Origin of the sequence: Runella limosa DSM 17973, assembly GCF_000482465.1 — a bacterium.
Classification (GTDB): Bacteria; Bacteroidota; Bacteroidia; order Cytophagales; family Spirosomataceae; genus Runella; species Runella limosa.
Genome location: NZ_KI519420.1, coordinates 280068 through 299990, shown reverse-complemented (window position 1 = coordinate 299990; position 19923 = coordinate 280068). Strand labels below are relative to the sequence as shown.

Annotated in this window: 21 protein-coding genes; 12 read left to right on the top strand and 9 right to left on the bottom strand. The window is 44.7% G+C overall.

The window, feature by feature from the left end:
* The first annotated feature begins 220 nt into the window (after nt 1-220).
* Nucleotides 221-1273 carry a TolB family protein gene (locus K339_RS33440; protein WP_064750963.1) on the top strand — a complete coding sequence of 351 codons (1053 nt, stop codon included), beginning with the start codon at nt 221-223 and terminating at the stop codon, nt 1271-1273.
* Between the two features lie 117 nt (nt 1274-1390).
* Nucleotides 1391-2944: a glycoside hydrolase family 10-like protein gene (locus K339_RS33435; RefSeq protein ID WP_037300169.1), complete on the top strand. Its 1554-nt coding sequence runs from the start codon at nt 1391-1393 to the stop codon at nt 2942-2944.
* Between the two features lie 47 nt (nt 2945-2991).
* On the opposite strand, the gene K339_RS0111235 is transcribed toward K339_RS33435, so the two are convergent.
* The 5 genes from K339_RS0111235 to K339_RS33425 all read right to left on the bottom strand — a co-directional run bounded on the left by K339_RS0111235 (nt 2992) and on the right by K339_RS33425 (nt 8453).
* A complete protein-coding gene (locus K339_RS0111235) occupies nt 2992-3885 on the bottom strand; it encodes an SAM hydrolase/SAM-dependent halogenase family protein (protein WP_028523656.1) in 894 nt (297 codons plus the stop codon).
* A 13-nt stretch (nt 3886-3898) separates the two neighbouring features.
* A complete protein-coding gene (prs, locus tag K339_RS0111230) occupies nt 3899-4732 on the bottom strand; it encodes a ribose-phosphate diphosphokinase (RefSeq protein ID WP_028523655.1) in 834 nt (277 codons plus the stop codon).
* Nucleotides 4733-5010: 278 nt separating this feature from the next.
* The gene (locus K339_RS0111225; protein WP_028523654.1) at nt 5011-6486 is read right to left on the bottom strand and encodes a nicotinate phosphoribosyltransferase; all 1476 of its coding nucleotides are present in this window, start codon (nt 6484-6486) and stop codon (nt 5011-5013) included.
* A 30-nt stretch (nt 6487-6516) separates the two neighbouring features.
* Entirely contained in the window at nt 6517-7164 is a 648-nt protein-coding gene (locus K339_RS33430) for an NUDIX hydrolase (RefSeq protein ID WP_051397953.1), read from the bottom strand.
* A gap of 104 nt (nt 7165-7268) precedes the next feature.
* Nucleotides 7269-8453: an exo-beta-N-acetylmuramidase NamZ domain-containing protein gene (locus K339_RS33425; protein ID WP_051397952.1), complete on the bottom strand. Its 1185-nt coding sequence runs from the start codon at nt 8451-8453 to the stop codon at nt 7269-7271.
* Nucleotides 8454-8529: 76 nt separating this feature from the next.
* Between K339_RS33425 and K339_RS0111210 the strand changes: the two genes are divergently transcribed.
* The 3 genes from K339_RS0111210 to K339_RS0111200 all read left to right on the top strand — a co-directional run bounded on the left by K339_RS0111210 (nt 8530) and on the right by K339_RS0111200 (nt 11475).
* Nucleotides 8530-9690 carry a trans-sulfuration enzyme family protein gene (locus tag K339_RS0111210; RefSeq protein WP_028523653.1) on the top strand — a complete coding sequence of 387 codons (1161 nt, stop codon included), beginning with the start codon at nt 8530-8532 and terminating at the stop codon, nt 9688-9690.
* 93 nt (nt 9691-9783) lie between these two features.
* Complete coding sequence (gene rhaM, locus K339_RS0111205) at nt 9784-10098, top strand: L-rhamnose mutarotase (protein WP_028523652.1); 315 nt, start codon at nt 9784-9786, stop codon at nt 10096-10098.
* Nucleotides 10099-10122: 24 nt separating this feature from the next.
* On the top strand, nt 10123-11475 hold the full coding sequence (locus K339_RS0111200; RefSeq protein WP_028523651.1) for a Gfo/Idh/MocA family protein: 1353 nt from the start codon (nt 10123-10125) through the stop codon (nt 11473-11475).
* A gap of 99 nt (nt 11476-11574) precedes the next feature.
* Here the strand turns inward: K339_RS0111200 and K339_RS0111195 are convergent, their stop codons facing one another.
* On the bottom strand, nt 11575-12333 hold the full coding sequence (locus K339_RS0111195) for a DUF547 domain-containing protein (RefSeq protein WP_028523650.1): 759 nt from the start codon (nt 12331-12333) through the stop codon (nt 11575-11577).
* An 86-nt stretch (nt 12334-12419) separates the two neighbouring features.
* Here K339_RS0111195 and K339_RS0111190 point away from each other — a divergent pair, with 86 nt between their 5' ends.
* Nucleotides 12420-13208 (top strand): SDR family oxidoreductase, encoded by a 789-nt coding sequence (locus K339_RS0111190; RefSeq protein WP_028523649.1) that lies wholly within the window; start codon nt 12420-12422, stop codon nt 13206-13208.
* Between the two features lie 104 nt (nt 13209-13312).
* Complete coding sequence (locus tag K339_RS0111185) at nt 13313-13720, top strand: MaoC family dehydratase (protein ID WP_028523648.1); 408 nt, start codon at nt 13313-13315, stop codon at nt 13718-13720.
* A gap of 34 nt (nt 13721-13754) precedes the next feature.
* On the opposite strand, the gene K339_RS0111180 is transcribed toward K339_RS0111185, so the two are convergent.
* Together K339_RS0111180 and K339_RS0111175 are read right to left on the bottom strand one after the other, a co-directional pair.
* Nucleotides 13755-14600, bottom strand: a complete 846-nt coding sequence (locus K339_RS0111180) for a DUF3037 domain-containing protein (RefSeq protein WP_028523647.1) — start codon at nt 14598-14600, stop codon at nt 13755-13757.
* The gene (locus tag K339_RS0111175; protein ID WP_028523646.1) at nt 14597-15412 is read right to left on the bottom strand and encodes a HipA family kinase; all 816 of its coding nucleotides are present in this window, start codon (nt 15410-15412) and stop codon (nt 14597-14599) included. The genes K339_RS0111180 and K339_RS0111175 overlap by 4 nt, the downstream gene beginning before the upstream one ends.
* Before the next feature lie 82 nt (nt 15413-15494).
* On the opposite strand from K339_RS0111175, the gene K339_RS0111170 reads away from it, so the two are divergent.
* Together K339_RS0111170 and K339_RS0111165 are read left to right on the top strand one after the other, a co-directional pair.
* Nucleotides 15495-16073, top strand: a complete 579-nt coding sequence (locus tag K339_RS0111170; protein WP_028523645.1) for a Maf family protein — start codon at nt 15495-15497, stop codon at nt 16071-16073.
* A gap of 78 nt (nt 16074-16151) precedes the next feature.
* Nucleotides 16152-16928, top strand: a complete 777-nt coding sequence (locus K339_RS0111165) for a hypothetical protein (protein ID WP_028523644.1) — start codon at nt 16152-16154, stop codon at nt 16926-16928.
* A gap of 34 nt (nt 16929-16962) precedes the next feature.
* Here the strand turns inward: K339_RS0111165 and K339_RS33420 are convergent, their stop codons facing one another.
* Complete coding sequence (locus K339_RS33420; RefSeq protein ID WP_051397951.1) at nt 16963-18357, bottom strand: MptA/MptB family glycosyltransferase; 1395 nt, start codon at nt 18355-18357, stop codon at nt 16963-16965.
* A gap of 137 nt (nt 18358-18494) precedes the next feature.
* Between K339_RS33420 and rpmH the strand changes: the two genes are divergently transcribed.
* The 3 genes from rpmH (at nt 18495) to K339_RS0111140 (ending at nt 19918) form a co-directional block, all read left to right on the top strand.
* Nucleotides 18495-18653 (top strand): 50S ribosomal protein L34, encoded by a 159-nt coding sequence (rpmH, locus tag K339_RS0111150; RefSeq protein ID WP_028523643.1) that lies wholly within the window; start codon nt 18495-18497, stop codon nt 18651-18653.
* A 74-nt stretch (nt 18654-18727) separates the two neighbouring features.
* The gene (locus K339_RS0111145; RefSeq protein WP_028523642.1) at nt 18728-19117 is read left to right on the top strand and encodes a ribonuclease P protein component; all 390 of its coding nucleotides are present in this window, start codon (nt 18728-18730) and stop codon (nt 19115-19117) included.
* Nucleotides 19118-19216: 99 nt separating this feature from the next.
* Complete coding sequence (locus K339_RS0111140) at nt 19217-19918, top strand: response regulator transcription factor (RefSeq protein ID WP_028523641.1); 702 nt, start codon at nt 19217-19219, stop codon at nt 19916-19918.
* The last annotated feature ends 5 nt before the right edge of the window (nt 19919-19923 follow it).

The window sequence follows — 19923 nt, the reverse complement described above, 5'->3', positions numbered from 1 at the left end:
CGACACGTGCAGAGGGATACTTATATCCCGACGAAATCAGCCAAATAATTTTCAGGGTATGAGTACCCTGAGGCACGACCCGTGCGGAGGGATACTCATATCCCGACGAAATCAGCCGAATAATTCTCAGGGTACTCATACCCTGAGGCACAAAGTCAAGGCTCTTTCCAACGTTGTGCTTCTTTTTTGCGTCTTCCAAAAAACTAGACTCACCTCCTCTATGAACCGTCTTCTATCGTTCGGAATTGCTACTGCAATAGTATGTTTAATGACTGCGTGCCCCAATGGTCTTTTTAATGACCACACTGGAAAGTTCCTTGCGCAGCCCGTCAATTTAGAAGCCTTTAATTCTGAGTTTGACGATTACAACTCCGCCTTGCCAGGCAACCGCTACGGAAATGGCTATCTTATTTTTTCCTCAAAACGTGACCGTAAAGAGCTTTTTAACCTTGTTGCTAAACCTTTTGAGTTAGAATACGACGACAAAACCAACTTACTCAACGCCAAGGCCAGCATTCAATACAACCTCGACATTGCCAAAGACGCGTCTTACTACCAGCTTTTAGTACAGAAGGCCAATCAATCGTGCAATGTGCTAGGGCCAGTGGTTTATTCGTTTGACCGACAAATCATCAATAGTGGAAGTACCCGCCACGAGGGTAAGTTTTTGTTGCTCTACGCCGACGATTCATCGGGAGATTTACAAATTAAGTTTGTACACAATTTCAACGATAAAAATACGGCCGAAGGGCCTTTTGAAGTGGCATGGCTCAACAGCACGAGCGACGACGCCTACCCTACGTTCAATTCAGATTTTAGCAAAGTCTATTTTTGCTCCAACCGCGAGGGGAATTTTGACATTTTTGAGGCCGATTTGCCCAATGATAAAACCCAGCTTTTGTCCACCTTATTGGCCAGAGCTATTCTACCTGTCAAGAAAAACACCCAACTCTCTTCACCCTCCGACGACAAATGTCCGCACTTTGCAACAAGCTATTGGAGCAATACCCTATATTTTACTTCCAATCGTACGGGTGGTTTGGGAGGTTTTGATATTTATTCTGCTCAACTCACCAACGGAACGTGGTCACAACCCGAAAACATGGGAAGTCGCGTCAATACCACCTATGATGAATACCGCCCCGTTACGGCTTCTGTCTATGACTTCAACTACCATTTGGGCATCTTTTCATGCAACCGTCCCCAAGGCAAAGGTGGTTTTGATTTGTACATGGTAGGCTTCCTGACGAGTGAGCAAACGCGGCCTAAATAGGCAACTTTCAGGGTTTTTGTACCGCAAGATAAAGGATGCAACATTGATTGGGCAAAATCATTACATTTGTGGGTGTAACCAATCTTTTTTGCTCATTTTAAACGCTTGCATCATTCCGTGAAAAAACACCTCGCTTGGCTCTGCCTGCTGCTGTTTTTAGTGTTAGAAGGTTGCAAATCATCCAAAAAACCGCGTACCACTCCTCGTGATTTTGGCCCAATGGGTATGAAACGCGAAATGCGGGCGGTTTGGATTGCAACGGTCGATAACATTGATTGGCCCAGCCGCAAAAACCTTCCTCCCGCTGAACAACGGGAGGAGTTTATTCGGCTCATTGAAACACACAAACGGATGGGCATCAACGCAGTTTTTGTGCAAGTACGAGCCGCTGCCGATGCTTTTTATGCCCGTGGCGAAGAACCTTGGTCTGAGTGGCTGACAGGAAAACAGGGCAAAGCCCCCGAGCCTTTTTACGACCCCCTCGATTTTATGATTGAAGAATGCCACCGTCGGGGCATTGAATTTCACGCGTGGCTCAACCTCAACCGCACGGCTCACCGAGCAAGCAAGAGTATTTCCAACGACAACATTGGCCGCAAACGTCCTGAATGGGTGTTTGATTACGATGGCTATAAACTATTTAACTTTGGTCTCCCTGAAGTTCGGGATTATATTACGTCGGTAACAACCAACATTGTCCACGAATACGACGTGGACGGCATTCATTTTGACGACTATTTTTACCCTTATACCGTTACTGGCCAAACACTCAAAGACGAAGAAGCGTACCAACAGTACGGCAGTCGGTTTCGCAACAAAAATGACTGGCGCCGCGACAATGTTGATAAACTTATCAAACAAATCAGCGATGCCATCACGGCCGAAAAACCCTACGTTAAATTTGGAGTAAGCCCATTTGGAGTGTGGAGAAATCGAAAAGATGACCCTTCGGGTTCGGCCACGGAGGCTGGGCAAACATCCTACGATAACCTGTATGCGGATACGAAAAAATGGATGAAAGCGGGCTGGATTGATTACCTTGTTCCGCAGATTTATTTTTCTACAAAATTTGACAAAGTCCCTTTTAAAATTGTGACTTCCTGGTGGTTACCCTATACTTATGGGCGCCATTTGTACATTGGTCAAGGCCCGTATCGGATTGGCACTGAAGACAAAGACAGAACGTGGGCTAATCCGTCTGAGTTTCCGAGTCAGATGCGGTTTATCCGCCTCAATCCTGAAATTTTGGGCAGTGTTTTCTTCAGTTCAAAGTCATTAATTGGAAACAAGTTGGGTCACGCCGACTCCTTGCGTACCAATTTCTACAAAGAGCCTGCATTCCCTCCCACCATGCCGTGGAAAGACCATACGCCTCCTTTGACTCCCAAGAATTTACAGGTAAAAGATACCCGCGACGGCGTCGAACTGCGTTGGGCGGCCTCGGAGGCAGCTCGCGACGGTAGCCTTGCTCACTATTATGCCGTTTATCGTTATTCCGACAGTGAAGCTCCTCGCCTATTGGCAGGCTGCTATGAAGGCCAAACGCGCGCGCTTGATAAAAGTGCCAAACGTGGAAGGCGCTACACCTACGCTGTTACGGCACTCGACCGCCTTCACAACGAAAGTGAGCCTGTTTTGGCGACGGTCTATGCTCGGTTAGCTCGGAAATAGAACAGACTTTCCAAGTTTTTGAAACTTGGAAAGTCTAACTGTCTATCTCAGCGTTTTTCTAGCCTCACTTTCCAATTTGGCCCGCTTTTGACACCATATTTGCCCGAGAAATCACCCATATTGGTAGCAAAAGAGAAATTCATCAAGCTATTCAAATAACAAAGAGTTTGTCCTTCGGGCACTTCTCCGAAGGTATTGGTAAAAGGCATTTCACCACGAAACACCTCTTTGTCTCCCTCCCAAACCGTCACCATCACCTTTTTACCTGCCGTTAAACCCCAATTTTTCACCATCTCAGCGGGGATGTTTGTCCAAACGTTCCCGTACTGAACGTCCAAAATTGGGATAGTTCCGACAATGGTATTTCCTTCTACAATGGCTTTTTGGTACGGAATCCGAACCACTTCGTTGGGCAAACGCGCCCCTACTTGCGCCAGCGTAATAACCCCTGCCGCCAATCTCGCAGCGGTGTAAGCATAAACGTCACGCCCATGAAAGGTATAAGAGCCTTGCGAATTTTGGCGGCGATTGATGGCTTCGTTTATTTGCCGAACTTCTTGTATCCCCAACGACTCGGCCACAAGTGTAAAACTCCCGTTATCGGGTCCAACGAAAAAATGCCCGCTCTTGGTTTTTAGCACCACCGATTTACGGTCGGTTCCCACACCTGGGTCAACCACCGACACAAATACGGTTCCTTTAGGCCAGTAGGTCGCAGTTTGTTCGAGACGGTAGGCAGCCTCCCAAATGTTATACGCAGGAATTTCATGGGTCAAATCAAACAGCCGTAGTGCGGGATTTACGCCCATAGCCACGCCCTTCATGGCCGATACCGCGCCGTCTTTCAGCCCAAAATCAGTTTGAAAAACCACTGTTTTGGGTTGGGCGTACAGAGTAATGGTAAAAATCCAAGCCGTGATTACCGTGATGAGTTTTTTCATTTGAAACGTATATTTACAGAACTGATTCTACGGGAAAGATACGAACAGAAGACGGGGTTTCAGAAAACTCTTTGAAGGAGTTGGTACTGACGACGTAATCAACCCCTTCAATGGAAAGCCCTCGGCTGAAAATACCGTGACTGACAATCAAAATTACTTTTCCTGCATTTCGGCTTTTCAAAAGTGCGGCCAGTCCCGCAAAAGTGCCGCCACCATCGCAAATATCATCAATGATAAAACAAGGTCGTTGACCAAAATCTTCTTCAAACGTTTTAAAACCAGACAGCTGTCCCGTTTTTACGTCTCTAAATTTGATACATTCAGCTACCCGTTCTGCCCCAATTGCTTCTGCAATTTTATACACCTTTTTCAATGCTCCTGAGTCGGGAGAGACCAAATAATAATCTTTATTGGTCAGACTAGAAAACGCTTCCATTGCTTTTTTGACCAATGTCAGGTTAGAAATCGCCATCGAACGGTGAATCAATGCGGTAGCTACATCCGAGTGAGGATCAAAAATATGGACTTTACGAAATTGTCCTGCATTGAGTATATCCGCCACAATTTTGAGCGAAAACGGCTCTCCTTGGGTCATTACTCTGTCCATCCGTGCCGCCATCAGGTACGATATAGTGACGTCAACTGTTTCCACTCCCGCATAGTCGAGGGCATTTTTCGCGGCTAGGCAGAGAAATACATCGTTCATGGTCGATAAACGTGTCAAAATATGTACGTGCTTAGTCGTGGTGGGAATGGACTCTAATTTGATATGAGGCTGCCCATCGGGAAAGGTAAAGCTTTTGAAAGCTATTTCGCTTTTTTGCGGCGTAATTAAGTTAAGGTTCATTTGAGTTTCTTTTTTCGTTTTTTTGAACCATATAAAAAACAGCTTAAACGTGTTAAAATATAGAGGAGCTACATCTTAGTAGAAAAATGAATCAAAGCCCCATGGGGACGGCCAACGTTCGGTGAAAGATGTCACCCCGATGGGGCTCTGGGATAACCTTTATCCCTTTTTTCTACTAAGATTTCACCTCGCTGAGGCTACTTTTTTTAATGCGTTTAACCTGTATAAGAAAGAAACTTATCATCTCTTATATGACTTATATGGTTCAAAATATAGGTTTAAAGCTGCTGTTGCACCCGTGCCCGTATTTCTGCCAGAGTCCAATCTATCGTAAGTTTTCCATCCAAAAAGACCGTTTTAAGCTCTCCTTGGGCTTCTTCTTCCCACGTGCATTGGTCTTGCAAAACATACTGTCCCGTAGCGCCATCCTTATGCACCGCCATTAAGCCTTTGGCCGATTTCTTCGTACCATCATCCGTTTTAGGGTCTTTAAAAATATCACGCCCCTCACCGTCCACTTCGCCGTAAGTAGCTTTCATCGCGAACCCGAAGGTATCACGCGTAACGTATTCATAAGTGTATGAACCTATTCCTAGTACCACGTTATAACTAGCGAAGCCTTTTTGTTTTAGTCCTTCCAAGATGGCTATCTGCCGAGCAGGCGTAATACTATCCCCGTAAATAAGCCCAATGTGTGGGTCTAGCAACTTAAATCCCTGCGGAGTAACGCTCCCTCCAAACGTTTCCCACATGCACGCTATCGCTCCTTTGTACTCGGGAGAATCAACGGGCGCTGTTGGGTCGCCAACAATAATTTTTACGGGATCACCACTGTCGGGGCGAATAACTACTTTTCCATCACGTGCCAAAACTTGGCTTTTAAGTTGCGGTAAGAACTCCGTAATTACTTGCCAAAAATCCCACGTATCGCTCACAATAGACACCACGCCAGTAGGATATACCTCTTTTATCAAGCGTTCAAACGTTTCTATTTCTGCATCTTTTGTTCCCATACACATGACGCTGTGCTCCGTAGCAGGCACCGACCCTCCAATCAGTTCGGCTTCACAATCGGCATTGTAGTAAGTTTCAAAGAAATCAATCGCGGGAATCGTATCTGTTCCTGTAAAACTCAGCAAGTGCCCTGCGCCACTCATGACGGCATCTTCAATCCCCGACATTCCTCTAAAACTGAAGTCGTGGCCTTGCCAAGGGACAAAACTGAGGTCATCGCCTACTGTTTCACGGGCATAGTTGGTAAAGGTTTGTACATACTCAAACGCCGTGGTTGCTGACGTGCACGGTTTCCATAAAATAGCACTCATCAACGTTTCGAGCATATTGGTCAACCAAAAAAACTCAGGCTTGGTATTTCGAATCGTCAACACAGGCACACGCATGAGCACACGACTACCTTCGGGCAATGCTTTGATGAGAAGGGGTAAGTACCCCAAGTCATGTAATGCTTCGATATGTTCGTAGGGAATACTGTCTTTTCCCAAATAATTATCAATACGACGTTTGTATTGTTGTACTACTTCGGCTTTGGGACGTTGAAAGAAATTTTCGTCAAACTGGTGAATGAGGTATTCTTTGATAAAGTACTGCAACCCAAAAAATACAATTTCGTTTTGTTCTGGATTTCTTGATTTGCGGGGCGTAAAGTTTGAATAAACCAAGGTTGTCCCCTCTGGGTATTGGAATTTATGTCCTACTTTATACCCGTCTTTTAATAAAATTGGTAATGTTTTCATGGCAACTGTGTAAACGTATCTATTTAATTTTCAAGGAATAAACTCAAACAGTTCAGCAGGACGACTTTTCAACCCTTCTCGGCGCTCGCCCGTACTTCGTAGTAAACCCGAAGCCATCATGCGCTTGTGAAAATTGCGGCGGTCAAGTGTTTCACCCAAAATACATTCGTGCAATGCCTGCAATTCACTCATCGTAAACTGAGCATTCAACAACTCAAAACCAATGGGTTGGTAATGAATTTTGGCAGCTAAACGCACTTGGGCAAGTTGAGCAATTTGCGCGTGATCAAACCCCAACGAAGGGAGCTGCTTCCAATTAAACCACCTTAACTCATTCGCCATTTGTCCAACCATCAATTGATATTTTGCTGGGTTGACCAAAGCGTAATAGGCCACCGAAAGCACCCGACCTCTAGGGTCACGCGAAAGCCCTCCAAAGGTGTACAATTGCTCTAAAAAAAGGTTTTCAATCCCCGTTTTGTCCTTCAAAATCCGTTGTGCTGCCTCTTCAAACGTTTCTTCCAAGTGTAAAAAACCACCTGGCAGCGTCCATTGATTGGCAAATGGTTCATCTCGGCGATTGAGGAGCAAAATCGACAGCTGCTCTCCATCATAACCAAATACAACACAGTCAATAGTGACCGAAGGGCGAGGATAAATTGATAGTTCGTCTGGCATTTACTTTGCGTATTAACAACACAAAGTAAAATATTCCATTTCAAACCTGCAAAATATTTTGCGTATTTATTACACGAAGTTATTTAACGGTCCACCTGTAAGCACTAGAGCAAGGAAAAAAGAGGTTCTTTTGATAAATACCCAACAGAATTAATCCATTGATTTTCAGACTCTTTCAAATAAGTAATTGCTTCTAAAAGCGGCTGTTTACCCCGCACAAAATCAAGCAACAATTTGTCCCCTACCAAAATCTCTAATGCTGTACGTGGATTTCCTTTTTCGTAAGAGCCTGTTCGCCAAAAATTTAGGATGTGTTCATTAAAGACGCGTAGCAGTAGCAATGAACTCAGCAATGAATGGTTTTTTACGTGCGTAGATAAATGTATTTGAAAACCTCCGCAAAGTTCATTGGCATATTTATGGAAAGTGGGGATAAACTGGAGTGGTCGCAACACGTAATTGAACCAATCATATTCTTTGCTTAGGTGTTCAACGTCGTGTTTGATGCGGTGCAGGGTTTCCCAACGCAAAAAAGGTGCTCCCACTATTTCAAAAGGACGGGTTGTCCCGCGCCCTTCGCTCAAAATCGTGGCTTCAAACAGACATTGGCCGCTGTAAAGCTCGGCGGTTTGTAACGAAGGGAAATTGGGAGAAGGATAGATTTGCATAAAATAGTCGGGAGTCGATGCCATAAGTACTTGTAAGTCAAACGTTCCTTTATAAAACTCTTTTAGCCACATTGCGATTTCTCCCAGCGTCAGGCCGTGGCGGTGTAGCAGCCCCTCGTGCCCAATAAAAGACGCATAAGTAGCCGAAATGGGTGAGCCTTCCACTTGACGACCTGCGGGATTGGGATGGTCTATCACCCACACACACGGTGGACGTTGACAACGGGAAATTGTTTCAAACAAATACGCAATGGTGGTTAAATACGTAAAATACCGACACCCAACGTCCTGAATATCAATCAGAATACCATCTAATTCTTCTACTTGCTCAGGCGACACTTTCAGGCTCTGTTCGTCGTGACCGTACAAAGAAACGCAGTTGACACCTTCCCAAAAATGATAAATTTCGGCATTTTCTAACGCTTCTTGATCTTGAAGCTCAGAAAAAAGACCGTGTTCTGGCACAAAAATGGTCTTTAGAACTTTTTCTTTGGCCAACCAATCCATCAAATACATTTTTTCTTCAAACAAAAAGGCCGTTTGGTTGCATAGCAGCCCTACTTTGCGGCTATTAGTTTTGAGGGAATCAATGAGGGCTTTTAACGAACGTGGTGTTGTCATAAAATGAATAAAAATAGAAGGCAGCAAATTAGTAGATTCGGTTATCTTCGCGGAGTTTTGTTCCTTTTTTATTCTCATGCACTACTCCCAAATCATTAACGAACTCGCCGAAGACCGCGAACAGTACTTCAACGCCGTCAGCCCACCGATTGTCCAAACCAGCAATTTTGCCTTCAACGACTTTGCCTCGTTACGCCGCGCCTTTGAAGACGAAATGTCGGACTACCTCTACACACGGGGCATGAACCCTACGGTGGATATTCTCCGTAAAAAATTGGCCGCCCTCGACGAAGCGGAAGACGCCCTTGTGCTCAACAGTGGCGCTTCGGCCATTTTTTGCGCCGTCATGTCCAACGTCCAAGCGGGCGACCACATCATTAGTGTTCACAAGCCCTACACCTGGGCGTGGAAGCTTTTCGATAACGTACTCACTCGCTATAATGTAAGCACCACTTACGTGGACGGTACCGATATTGCCAACTTTGAAGCGGCTCTCCAACCTACGACCAAAGTCATCTACCTCGAATCGCCCAATAGCCTGACGTTTGAGCTGCAAGACCTCGAAGCCATAGCTCGTTTGGCCAAGTCGCGTGGCATTGTTACGATTATCGACAACAGCTATTGCACTCCTATTTTTCAAAAACCGCATCGCTTTGGCATCGACCTTTGTTTGCAATCGGCTACGAAATACATCGGGGGGCACTCTGATACCGTTGCGGGAGTACTCACGGGGAGTAAGGCCATGATTAAGCAGATTTTTGACCGTGAGGCCCACAATACAGGTGCTTTTGTGTCGCCTTTCAATGCGTGGTTGTTGTTGCGGGGCTTGCGTACCTTACCGATTCGCCTCAAACAAAGCGCAGAAAGTACCCAAAAAGTGGTTTCTTTCTTAAAAAATCACCCCAAAATCGAAAAAGTCTATTTCCCCCTTGATCCTGATTTCCCGCAATACGAACTTGCTAAAAAACAAATGATGGGAGCCAGCGGTTTGCTTACGGTGGCCATAAAAGCCAACTCTCACGCCCAAATAGAGCGCTTTACCTTTGACCTCAACCACTTTTTATTGGCCGTAAGCTGGGGTGGTCACGAATCGTTGGTATTGCCCAAGTGCGCGGGCTTGCGTCCAGAAGAGTTTGACCCAAATCAACAAGAGCATCGCCTAATACGGTTTTACATTGGCTTGGAAGAAGCTGATTTTCTTATTGATGACCTGACTCAAGCATTAGACAAGTTGTAGGCTTTTATTATTTTCTATACATAACAGTACAGGAGGGTTACGCCTGAAGATTCTTTTTGGTTTGTTATCTTTTATTCCTTACCCAAGACATAGATGGAAAAAGTTGCTTTCTTAATGAAACTAAAGCCTGGTTTTGAGGCCGAATATAAAAAACGCCACGACGAAATCTGGCCCGAACTCTCCGCAGTGCTTACCGAAGCGGGGGTGTATGATTATTCGATTTATTTAGACCGTGCCACAGGTATTTTGTTTGCGGTTCAAAAACGCACCGAGAACAACACTGCCGATGATTTGCCCAACCACCCTATCGTCAAAAAATGGTGGGCGTACATGGCCGACATTATGGATACCAATCCTGACAACTCACCTGTGAGTACGTCTATCGAATGTGTTTTTCACATGGATTAATCTTGATTTTTAAACCCTATTTACATGAACACTCCTCAAGAAACGTTTAATCGCCGCGAATTTATTCAGAAGTCTTCGTTGGCTACGGCAGGAATGCTCGCTTCTTCGACTTTATTTGCCAATGCAACCCCCAGCGCCAAACGCAAAGTAGCGATGGTCGGAACGGGCCACCGTGGGACGAGTATGTGGGGCATACCTGTGGTAAAAGAATTTGGCGACGTCATCGAATTTGTGGGTCTATGCGACATCAACCCTGGCCGCGCCGAAACAGCCCGAAAAATGCTCAACGTCACTTGCCCGCTTTATACTGACTTTGAGAAAATGATGGCCGAAACTAAGCCTGATATTCTCATCGTGACAACGGTCGATGCCACGCACGATAAGTTTATTGTGAGAGGAATGGAATTGGGGGCAGACATTGTCACCGAAAAGCCCATGACCACCGACGAAGCTAAGTGTCAGGCTATTTTGGATGCCGAAAAGCGGACGGGCAAAAAAGTAACGGTTACCTTCAACTACCGTTATTCGCCGCACCGCCAAAAAATATACGAACTCCTCCGCGAAGGAGCCATCGGGACTGTCACCTCAGTTGATTTTCACTGGTACTTGGACGTTCGTCACGGGGCAGACTACTTCCGCCGTTGGCACCGCCTCAAAGAAAATAGTGGTTCGTTATGGGTACACAAAGCCAGTCACCATTTCGACTTGCTCAACTGGTGGTTGGAATCAGAACCTGAGAGTGTTTTTGCCCAAGGTTCACTGGAGCATTACGGTAAAAATGGAGCACTTAGAGGCAACAATTGCCGCAGTTGTGCCCACAAAAACGACTGTAAATTTTATTGGGATGTAACAAAAGATAAACGTCTCGTTTCTCTGTACGTTGATAATGAAAAACACGATGGCTACTTACGCGACGGCTGTGTTTTCAAGGAAGACATTAATATTTTTGATAAAATGGCGGCCACGATTCACTACGCCAACGGAGTGAATGTTAGTTATTCATTGACGACGTATTCGCCCTACGAAGGCTATCGAATCGCGTTCAACGGAACAAAAGGCCGTTTGGAGGCTTGGATTAAGGAATCAGGCAAAATGACGATAGAGCCGTACGACGAATTGATGTTGTCGAAAAACTTTGGCGATGTGGAATACATCAAAATTCCGCAAGCAGAAGGGCACGGTGGTGGAGATGCGCGCCTACGCGATAAAATTTTCCGCAACCCGAATGCGCCCGACACCTACCGCCAATCAGCAGGTAGCCGCGACGGTGCCATGGCTATTTTGGTCGGAATCGGTGCTCGAAAAAGCATTCAAACGGGTCAACCCGTCAAAATTTCAGACCTTACCGACTTGAAACCTAAAGCGGTGAAGGCTTAGGAGTCGATAGTCCATAGATGATAGTCCATGGTTGATGGTTTTATGATTCATAGTGCATTTAAAACCATGGACTATCGACCATCAACTATGGACTATTTCTCACTTTCCATTCAAATCCCAATCGTAGTCGAGGTAAGAAATAGGAGTCTTACTATCAATTTTCACCGTCGAATATTTATTCACCCACTCCACCATCGGCATTTTTTTGGTAAAATCACCGCCGTACCACGTCAAAATCTTCGACAACTCCGCCTTGTCTTTGCGGATGTTATTTTTAGACTTATCGTTCATAAAATCGCGACCTTGTTCATCCAGTTGCTTATCGAGCTGGTCAGCCGTAAACGCTTCATTTCGAAGGGGCGGACACGACTTAGCCGCACACACCAAGGCAAAATGAATACGAGGTTCGTCAAATTTTTTGCGAATGATGCCGTGTTCAATGTCGTTCAGGTTCATTTTTTTTCCGCCAATGACGATAAAATTGACCGTCCAAGCATCGCTCACAAACGGAATTTTAATCTTTGACCCAATGTCTTTAATGGTAGAAATTCCTGGGTAATGGTCAAGGATAAGCTGAACCGTAAAGGCATTGTACGCATTTATCCAGTACGCCAACTGCTCTTCTTTCGTCCATTTATTGTTAGGAGCACTGGCACTGAGCATATCCAAGTACTTTTTTAACTCATCGTAGTCCTTTTTAAAAGCACTGTAATTGACAAATCCTTTGTCATTTACGTGTTTTTTGAGAAGTTTGTCCCACGCGGAGTGATCTACGGGAGCGGCCGTTGAGGTTGGCGTAGCGGTGCAACTACCAAATAGCCCCACGACAAAAAACAGAACAAAAGCGAAACTGCGCATAATTTTCGATGGTTTACAGTACAAACGTAAATCCGTTAAAAACGGTTTTAAAATCTCCCTAACGTGCTAACTATTTTTAGAATCAAATGAATCTTGACTTAACCCACAAAACCGCCATTGTCTGCGGAAGTACCCAAGGAATTGGACGTGCTTCGGCCGTCGAACTTGCCCTTTTGGGGGCAAATGTCACGCTCATGGCACGCAACGAAGCCTCATTACAAGAAACGCTCTCCGCGCTTGACACAAGCAAAGGCCAAACCCATCGCTACCTTGTTGCCGATTTTGCCAGTACCACTTCGGTAAAAAACGCCATCGACGCTTATTTAGCCGAATTTCCTGAAGTTCATATTTTGGTCAACAATACAGGTGGGCCATCGGGCGGCCCTATCATCGACGCTGCCCCCGAGCAATTTTTAGCTACTTTTGAAATGCACCTCGTCAACAACCAACTTTTGGCGCAGGCCGTTGTTCCTGCCATGAAAAAAGCAGGTTTTGGCCGAATTATCAACATCATTTCCACTTCCGTGAAGCAGCCTATCGTTGGCTTGGGAGTTTCAAATACCATTCGTTGGGCGGTGGCAAGTTGGGCAAAAACGCTTTCGCTCGAAATAGGTAAATTTGGCATTACGGTCAACAACGTTTTGCCTGGCTATACTAAAACAGGTCGGTTGGAATCGGTGAACAAGATGCGTGCCCAAGCAACGGGTAAAACGGTCGAAGAAATTGCCACTCAACTCGAAACCGAAATTCCCATTGGTCGTTTTGCCGAAGCCGAAGAAGTAGCCGCCGCCGTGGCCTTTTTGTGCAGCCCCGCCGCCGCTGCCATCAGCGGCATCAACCTGCCCGTAGATGGCGGAAAAACCTCTAGTCTATAATGTCGAGGGCAGAGTGCAGAATGTCGAATAAAATGCCGACTATTCGACACTTTGCATTCGACACTCGACACTAAAATTGATATTTAACCTAATTGTTATAAAAAATGAAATTATCTATTGGCGATACGTACGAGTACGAATTCCGATTTTCGCAAGAAGAAGTAATTGCGTTTGCACAGCTTACGGGCGACGACAACCCTTTGCACTTAGACCCCGATTACGCGGCTACAACGCCTTTCAAACGCCCCATTATCCACGGGATGCTCGGCGCTAGTGTTTTCACCAAAATCATTGGTACTCGCTTTCCTGGTTACGGTTCGATTTACGTAGGACAAACGTTTCAGTTTTTACGCCCTATGTTTGTCGATACCGACTACAAAGTGAAGTTTACCGTACAAAGCCTTAACCCCGAAAAGCACACGGGTGAAATATTGGGCGAAGTTTTTGACGTTACGACGGGCAAAATCACCACCAAAGGCGTGGCAACGCTTATGCACAAAGAGAAGATTTAAGAATTTACTATTGGGATTAGAAGAACGAAGGAGTCTAAAAAACAAACGCTTCTAAGGTTTTATTGGCATACTCGTCAATTCGTTCTTCTTCCCAGATTTTAACAAAGCTTGGCCGACTCAGAATATCAATGGCTTCATCATAGGATTTGAAGAGTGTTTTTTTCTTGGGCTTCGCCAGCAACATATCAAAGCGTGCATGCTTTTCGAGGGCGAAGTCTTGCAATAAAGTTACCTTACCAAAATTGAGTGTAGCTTTACGTATGATTGATTCGGGCCGACGCAAATCAAAACTAACAGGGTTAACTACATTATATGTCCCATTCTGCCAAGCAAAAGGGAAACTGTAATCTCCTATCTTTACATTTTCCTCTATTTTTTTCCCTTCAAAAATAGTTTCATTGCGGCCTTTCAAACGATTGCGGTATTCTTTTATTAAATAATCTTCGTTACGTTTCTTAAATTCTGCCTCGTCTAAATCGTAAATTGACAAATACAGGTGACGAAGTTGTTGAACTATATTTGCCAAGTCATCTGTATAAAGAACACCTGTTCTTACTTCCCCAAACTGCAATGCTGATTCATCTCTGATCAATAATTCATTATCAATAAAATCAAGAGGGCGATTTTGATAATCATTAAAAATTTCAGGCTGTCTATTCAGTAAAGCTACTTTTTGTAAAATTCCGTTAAAGAACGCTTTTAAGGTTTTTTCAGGAATACTATTCGGATAAGCAGCCTTAAGACGTGCAAGGCGTTCAGGATAAACGAATTCGACTTTTTGCTGCTCAGGGAAAATTACTAACAATCCCACATTCAATACTTCGCCCAAAGCGGAATTGAAATGATACTGTAAGGGGCTATATTGATAAACTGAGTTCATATAATTTTCTGAGTCAACAAGTTACAGAATTTATCTGGATTCGCTTTTATTTTCTGAACATATTGCTCTACGAGTGCAAAATTACCGATTGATATATTTTGGGAAGCCAAAAAATAGGCCATCTCTCTTAACGCTACAACATTTAGACTTTGTAAATAACTCCAAAAAGTGTCAAAAATCTCGCTTTTGGCATTCTTTCGCATTTTGTACAGATGGGGGTGAAACAAATGTTTATCCGCCGGATAGTGCCAAATACCCTCTTGAAAATCTTGGATTATTTTTGAATTATCGTTATCCACATCATCCGCAAAAGGGAATATCTGTTCATGGTCAATCAATAAGAAGTCCTCATCATCAATAAGCAAATTAGGCTTTTTTCGATAACCACCTCGGTCTAAATTGAAAACAAAATTATCAAAAGCAAACACGGTGGCCAAATCATAGTCCTTAAGGATTGACTTTAAATTACTTGGGTCAACAATACTCATAGCCTTCCATTCACAGCCAAATTTAAGGCCAGAATCTTTCCCATCAAGCTGCTTTTTTGCCTCACTAGGCAACAATTCAATAAACTTATTTGAAAAATGAACCAAGCCCACTTCTGATACAGGTAAATCAAATTCGCGTGCCAATACGTTGCCAAACATCTCTTTTGCAATCGGATGCTGTTGCTCCATTTGTCGCTCTGTAAATAGCTTCACCACAAACTCTCTCAAAACGCCCTTTTCATCACATACCATTACTCGCCAAGGGTTCGTTGACCCTCCCAAGGTTATAATTTTTTGGAACGAAACGGCGTCAAAAATTTTCAAGGGCAAAACTTTCTTTATATTCGATTGAATCCAATGCTTAAAATTACATTTTTGTCACCAAATAGTCACTAAGATATTATCTATGATTCCTTTATCCCGTTCTCTCGTTCTTGCCTCCAACTCCCCACGTCGCCAGCAACTGCTTCGTGAGCTGGGGTTTGAATTTACGGTAGAAGTACGCCCTACGGACGAGCTTTTTCCCGCAGATATGCCCGCTTCGGAAGTGGCTGGGTATTTGGCCCAACACAAAGCCGAACAGTTTGCGCATGACTTGGGCGGCAAACTGGTCCTCTGTGCCGATACGGTGGTAGTCGTTGATAATCAAATCTTAAACAAACCTGCCGATGCCCTAGAAGCACGCGCCATGCTTGAAAAACTCTCGGGTCGTTCGCATCAGGTAATTACGGGCGTGTGTCTGCTTAGTGCCGAAGGCTACCAAACCATCAGCGATGTGGCAGAAGTTACTTTTAAACCGCTCACTGAGACCGAAATTGAGTACTACATCACCCACTACCGCCCGTTCGACAAGGCGGGAGCTTATGGCGTACAAGAATGGATTGGCATGATAGGGATTCCCCGCATCGAGGGTTCATTTTATACCATCATGGGCTTGCCGCTTCATAAAATTTACGAACTTTTGCGGCCCTTTATGGTACTATAACCGTTCGTCAAAAAATTATTTGAAAGCGAGTTTTCTGTGCGTATTTTTGTTGTACAGCACAGAAAATTCGCTTTTGCCATGAAACACCTACGACTCGTTTTGTTTTTAGTTACCGCTTCGCTCATGTCGGGTTGCAGCACGTATTTTTATCAATGGAAACCCGCTTCGGGCGACATCGCTTGGATAGACGGAAGAGAAGTGACGCGCGCCGAACAAAACGGCGTTGTTTTGGTCGCCTCATACGAGTTTGAAGATGCCCACAACGTTGTTTTGGACGTCGAAGTCAAAAATCGCACGCAGGCTTCGCTCTTGGTTGATCCCAATGATTTTCATTACATTCCTTTCGACACTAAAAACGACACCCTGCGCAGTGCTATCAACGCCTCCTACACGGCTTTCTACCGCGCCCTCAATCCCGAAGAAAAAATTCAACAAGCAACGTTGGACATCCAACGCGAAAAACGCCGTCTTGCCGCAGCTTCTATTCTGAATGGCGTTTTGTTGGTGGCAACTGTTGCCAGCGACATCAACTCGTCTAACCGACGCGATAAATCGTGGACGCAACGCGCCAACTCGCAATATGCCCACGCTCAAGCCTATAATTTTATCATTCAGAAACAAATTGCTGACGTCAATCTCCAACGAATCCGCACGGAACAACTACAACACGAACGCGCCAATTGGCAAGAAATGTCCCTGCGAAAAACTACCCTTCCACCCAACGAATCTATACGCGGTTTGGTGTTTTTGCCCAAAGACGAACGCGCATCTTCAGCTTGGCTGACCTACACTTCCCGCAGCGATTCCACCCAAATGCAGTTAAAGTTCTTGCAAGAAAAAATAAAAAGGAACTGAGTCAAGAGGTAAAAGGCCAAGTTGGCAAAGGGGGTTAGTTAGTTTCCCAATCAATCCCTTTTAGCAATACTTCGTACGCAAAAAGTCCGAAAACAAGAATGTATTCTAACCCTACCACTCGGAGGTTTTCATGGTAGGGAGACGAAGCATAGGCCACGTACGTCAAAGGCAACATCAGCGACCAAATCACAGGATACCAATGTCTTGTAACTGCCCCCAACGCCACAAGGGTCGTGATGTACCACGGGTGTACGGTCGTGGCTAAAAAGAAATATACGGTCAGCGAAAGGAGCATTTTTTCGGCGAGGCTGCGTTTTTGAAATGCTAACCAACTCACCGTTCCTAAAGTGATCAAGGACAAAATAGGCCCCAACGATTGAATAAGGTTATAGCCCGTTATCCAATAGCCCACTTCCCGTAAGAGGTAATACACACTGGCATTGAATTCGAACTTTTGAAAATATAAATCAAGGCTTGCTCCGACGTTGGTAAAAAGGCTTTTACTCAAAAAAGGCAGAAATAAACCAACCATTGTTGCCCCCACTACTCCACCGTAGATTATTCCTTTTTGCCAACCTATCCGCCGTACCAGCAACGGTAGAAAAATCAGCGGCAGCAGCTTTACCGATGCCCCCAGCCCCAACGCCATGGCGGATGCTGTCAAATAAGAATCCTTGAACCAAGGGCGATTGAGCCAACGCAAAGCCAGCAACACAAAAAACAACGTCACGGCTTCGAAATGTAAGTTGCCAGTCAGTTCTACAATCACCAGCGGGTTCAAGGCATAGGCCAAACCGTTGATTTTCCGCTTCGCCGATGGTTGAATGCCAAGATTTTGGGGTGATGATAACAACCAGCAATTCCCCACCTCAGCCATGAGAATGATAACGCGCATCACAACCACCGAAAGTTGGACATTATCCCCTCCAATCCAGGCTGCTATGCCAAAAAACAACTGGTTAAGAGAGGGGTAAACTGTAAAGTAATTAGGGGAATTAAGCCCTTCGTACAAAGTTGTATTTAGATTTGCTGATAAAAAAATGGGTGAATGAAGCAAGTTGGAAGGAAGATAGAGGTAGGGATTAACACCCGCCACCAACAGGCGTCCGTCCCACACAAAACGAAAAAAATCATCGGATAAAACAGGCGTTGAAAACAGAAAAACAAGCCGTAAAAGCACGGCAATTCCCATCCACCAACGCGTTTGCGCCGCATCCCACGAGCGAGTTGCGACAAGTCCATACACCAAAAATAGGCTTCCATACACCAAAATCAACGTTTTTGACTGTGTACGGTCTATTTCATAGCCAATCCACCAATAACCAATCCCACCACTCAACAAAACTAGCAGCATCCACCCTATTGGCTGTTTGGCAGGCAATGTGTGAAGGGGTAATTTGGGGGTTTGATGACGCTGAAAGAGGGGCATAAAGTCGTTGAATACAAGTGATCAGCAACAAAGGTCGGTTTTTTCTTCAAAATTAGTTTGTAAACTTTTGAAAGTTTCCGTACCTTTGCGGACTCGTTTTGAAATCAAGGATTTACAGGTAATAAAAGGCATAAGAAATGAAACGTACATATCAACCTTCAAACCGCAAAAGACGTAACAAGCACGGATTCCGTGAGCGTATGTCTTCTGCTAATGGCCGCAAAGTATTAGCAGCTCGTCGCAAAAAAGGCCGTTGGAAATTGACAGTTTCTGACGAAAAGCGTCACAAGCAATAATTCATTGGTTTAGAGTTTGAAGTTTAGGCTTGTCTTTTTAAGGTCAATGCTTTAGCTTGATGCTCGATGCTAAAATGAAGCAAACTTTCCCAAAAGCAGAGCGCCTCTGTAGCCAAAAAACCATAGGGCGCTTGTTCGAAAAAGGTAGTACGGAAGCAAAAACGTCCTACCTTTTTCCATTTAAGGTATTTTATCTAGTTGATTCGGATGTCCCCTCGAATCAACCTCCTCAAGTCTTGTTTTCGATTTCAAAGCGCAATTTCAAAAAAGCGGTTGATCGAAACCTCCTACGCCGTCGTTGTAGAGAGGCGTATCGAAAGAATAAACATCTTTTCTTTTCTTCTCCTGAGCAGCGCCCACCAAGCTACATTGCGTTTATTCTTATTGCCAAAACAAAAGTGGAATACGACACCATCGAACGCGGCTTACAAAAGCTCATTGTGCGTCTCAGTCAGGATTTGTAAATGTGGTTTCTACTGTTAAATTTGTGTTAAGAATACCTTTAGCGTGTTAAAATTGTTTACACGACTCGTAATTTCGTCGCCGTAATAAAAATCCATGCTATGAGCGCTGCCAAATCGGCTCAAATCGCACACAAAGTTTTAGTCGTCGATGACGACCCAGATATTGTTGAGCTACTTGAATACAATTTAGAAAAAGAAGGTTACGAAGTAGCCACCGCTGCCAACGGAAAAATGGCCATTGAAACGGCTCGCTCGTTCATCCCTGAACTGGTCGTTCTCGATATTATGATGCCTCAAATGGACGGCATCGAAACAGCCCGCCAACTGCGAGCAATCCCCGATTTTAGAAATACCTACATCTTATTTTTGACCGCCCGCTCGGAAGAATATTCGGAAGTAGCCGCTTTCGAGATTGGGGCCGACGACTACCTGACCAAGCCCATCAAGCCGCGTGCGCTGATGAGCCGTATCAATGCGCTTTTTAGAAGAGAAGCCCAAAAATCTGAGCCCGAGTCCCAAATTGAGATTGCGGGCTTGCACATCAACCGTAAAAACTATACGGTTACGAAGGGCGATAAAGCGGTTGTTTTGCCCAAGAAAGAGTTTGAATTGTTGTTCTTTTTAGCCAATCACCCCAACAAGGTATTCAACCGCGAAGAGTTACTTCAAAAAATTTGGGGAGCCGACATTTATGTACTCGAACGAACCGTCGATGTACACATTCGTAAAGTCCGCGAAAAAGTCGGTGAAAATTACATCAAAACCCTCAAAGGCGTCGGGTACATGTTTACCGACGAATAGAAATT

What these genes read in the sequence shown, in the direction of transcription:
- K339_RS33440 (WP_064750963.1), top strand. Translation starts at nt 221, where the DNA reads ATGAACCGTCTTCTATCGTTCGGAATTGCTACTGCAATAGTATGTTTA.
- K339_RS0111235 (WP_028523656.1), bottom strand. Translation starts at nt 3,885, where the DNA reads ATGAAAAAACTCATCACGGTAATCACGGCTTGGATTTTTACCATTACT.
- prs (WP_028523655.1), bottom strand. Translation starts at nt 4,732, where the DNA reads ATGAACCTTAACTTAATTACGCCGCAAAAAAGCGAAATAGCTTTCAAA.
- K339_RS0111225 (WP_028523654.1), bottom strand. Translation starts at nt 6,486, where the DNA reads ATGAAAACATTACCAATTTTATTAAAAGACGGGTATAAAGTAGGACAT.
- K339_RS33430 (WP_051397953.1), bottom strand. Translation starts at nt 7,164, where the DNA reads ATGCCAGACGAACTATCAATTTATCCTCGCCCTTCGGTCACTATTGAC.
- K339_RS33425 (WP_051397952.1), bottom strand. Translation starts at nt 8,453, where the DNA reads ATGACAACACCACGTTCGTTAAAAGCCCTCATTGATTCCCTCAAAACT.
- K339_RS0111210 (WP_028523653.1), top strand. Translation starts at nt 8,530, where the DNA reads ATGCACTACTCCCAAATCATTAACGAACTCGCCGAAGACCGCGAACAG.
- rhaM (WP_028523652.1), top strand. Translation starts at nt 9,784, where the DNA reads ATGGAAAAAGTTGCTTTCTTAATGAAACTAAAGCCTGGTTTTGAGGCC.
- K339_RS0111200 (WP_028523651.1), top strand. Translation starts at nt 10,123, where the DNA reads ATGAACACTCCTCAAGAAACGTTTAATCGCCGCGAATTTATTCAGAAG.
- K339_RS0111195 (WP_028523650.1), bottom strand. Translation starts at nt 12,333, where the DNA reads ATGCGCAGTTTCGCTTTTGTTCTGTTTTTTGTCGTGGGGCTATTTGGT.
- K339_RS0111190 (WP_028523649.1), top strand. Translation starts at nt 12,420, where the DNA reads ATGAATCTTGACTTAACCCACAAAACCGCCATTGTCTGCGGAAGTACC.
- K339_RS0111185 (WP_028523648.1), top strand. Translation starts at nt 13,313, where the DNA reads ATGAAATTATCTATTGGCGATACGTACGAGTACGAATTCCGATTTTCG.
- K339_RS0111180 (WP_028523647.1), bottom strand. Translation starts at nt 14,600, where the DNA reads ATGAACTCAGTTTATCAATATAGCCCCTTACAGTATCATTTCAATTCC.
- K339_RS0111170 (WP_028523645.1), top strand. Translation starts at nt 15,495, where the DNA reads ATGATTCCTTTATCCCGTTCTCTCGTTCTTGCCTCCAACTCCCCACGT.
- K339_RS0111165 (WP_028523644.1), top strand. Translation starts at nt 16,152, where the DNA reads ATGAAACACCTACGACTCGTTTTGTTTTTAGTTACCGCTTCGCTCATG.
- K339_RS33420 (WP_051397951.1), bottom strand. Translation starts at nt 18,357, where the DNA reads ATGCCCCTCTTTCAGCGTCATCAAACCCCCAAATTACCCCTTCACACA.
- rpmH (WP_028523643.1), top strand. Translation starts at nt 18,495, where the DNA reads ATGAAACGTACATATCAACCTTCAAACCGCAAAAGACGTAACAAGCAC.
- K339_RS0111145 (WP_028523642.1), top strand. Translation starts at nt 18,728, where the DNA reads ATGAAGCAAACTTTCCCAAAAGCAGAGCGCCTCTGTAGCCAAAAAACC.
- K339_RS0111140 (WP_028523641.1), top strand. Translation starts at nt 19,217, where the DNA reads ATGAGCGCTGCCAAATCGGCTCAAATCGCACACAAAGTTTTAGTCGTC.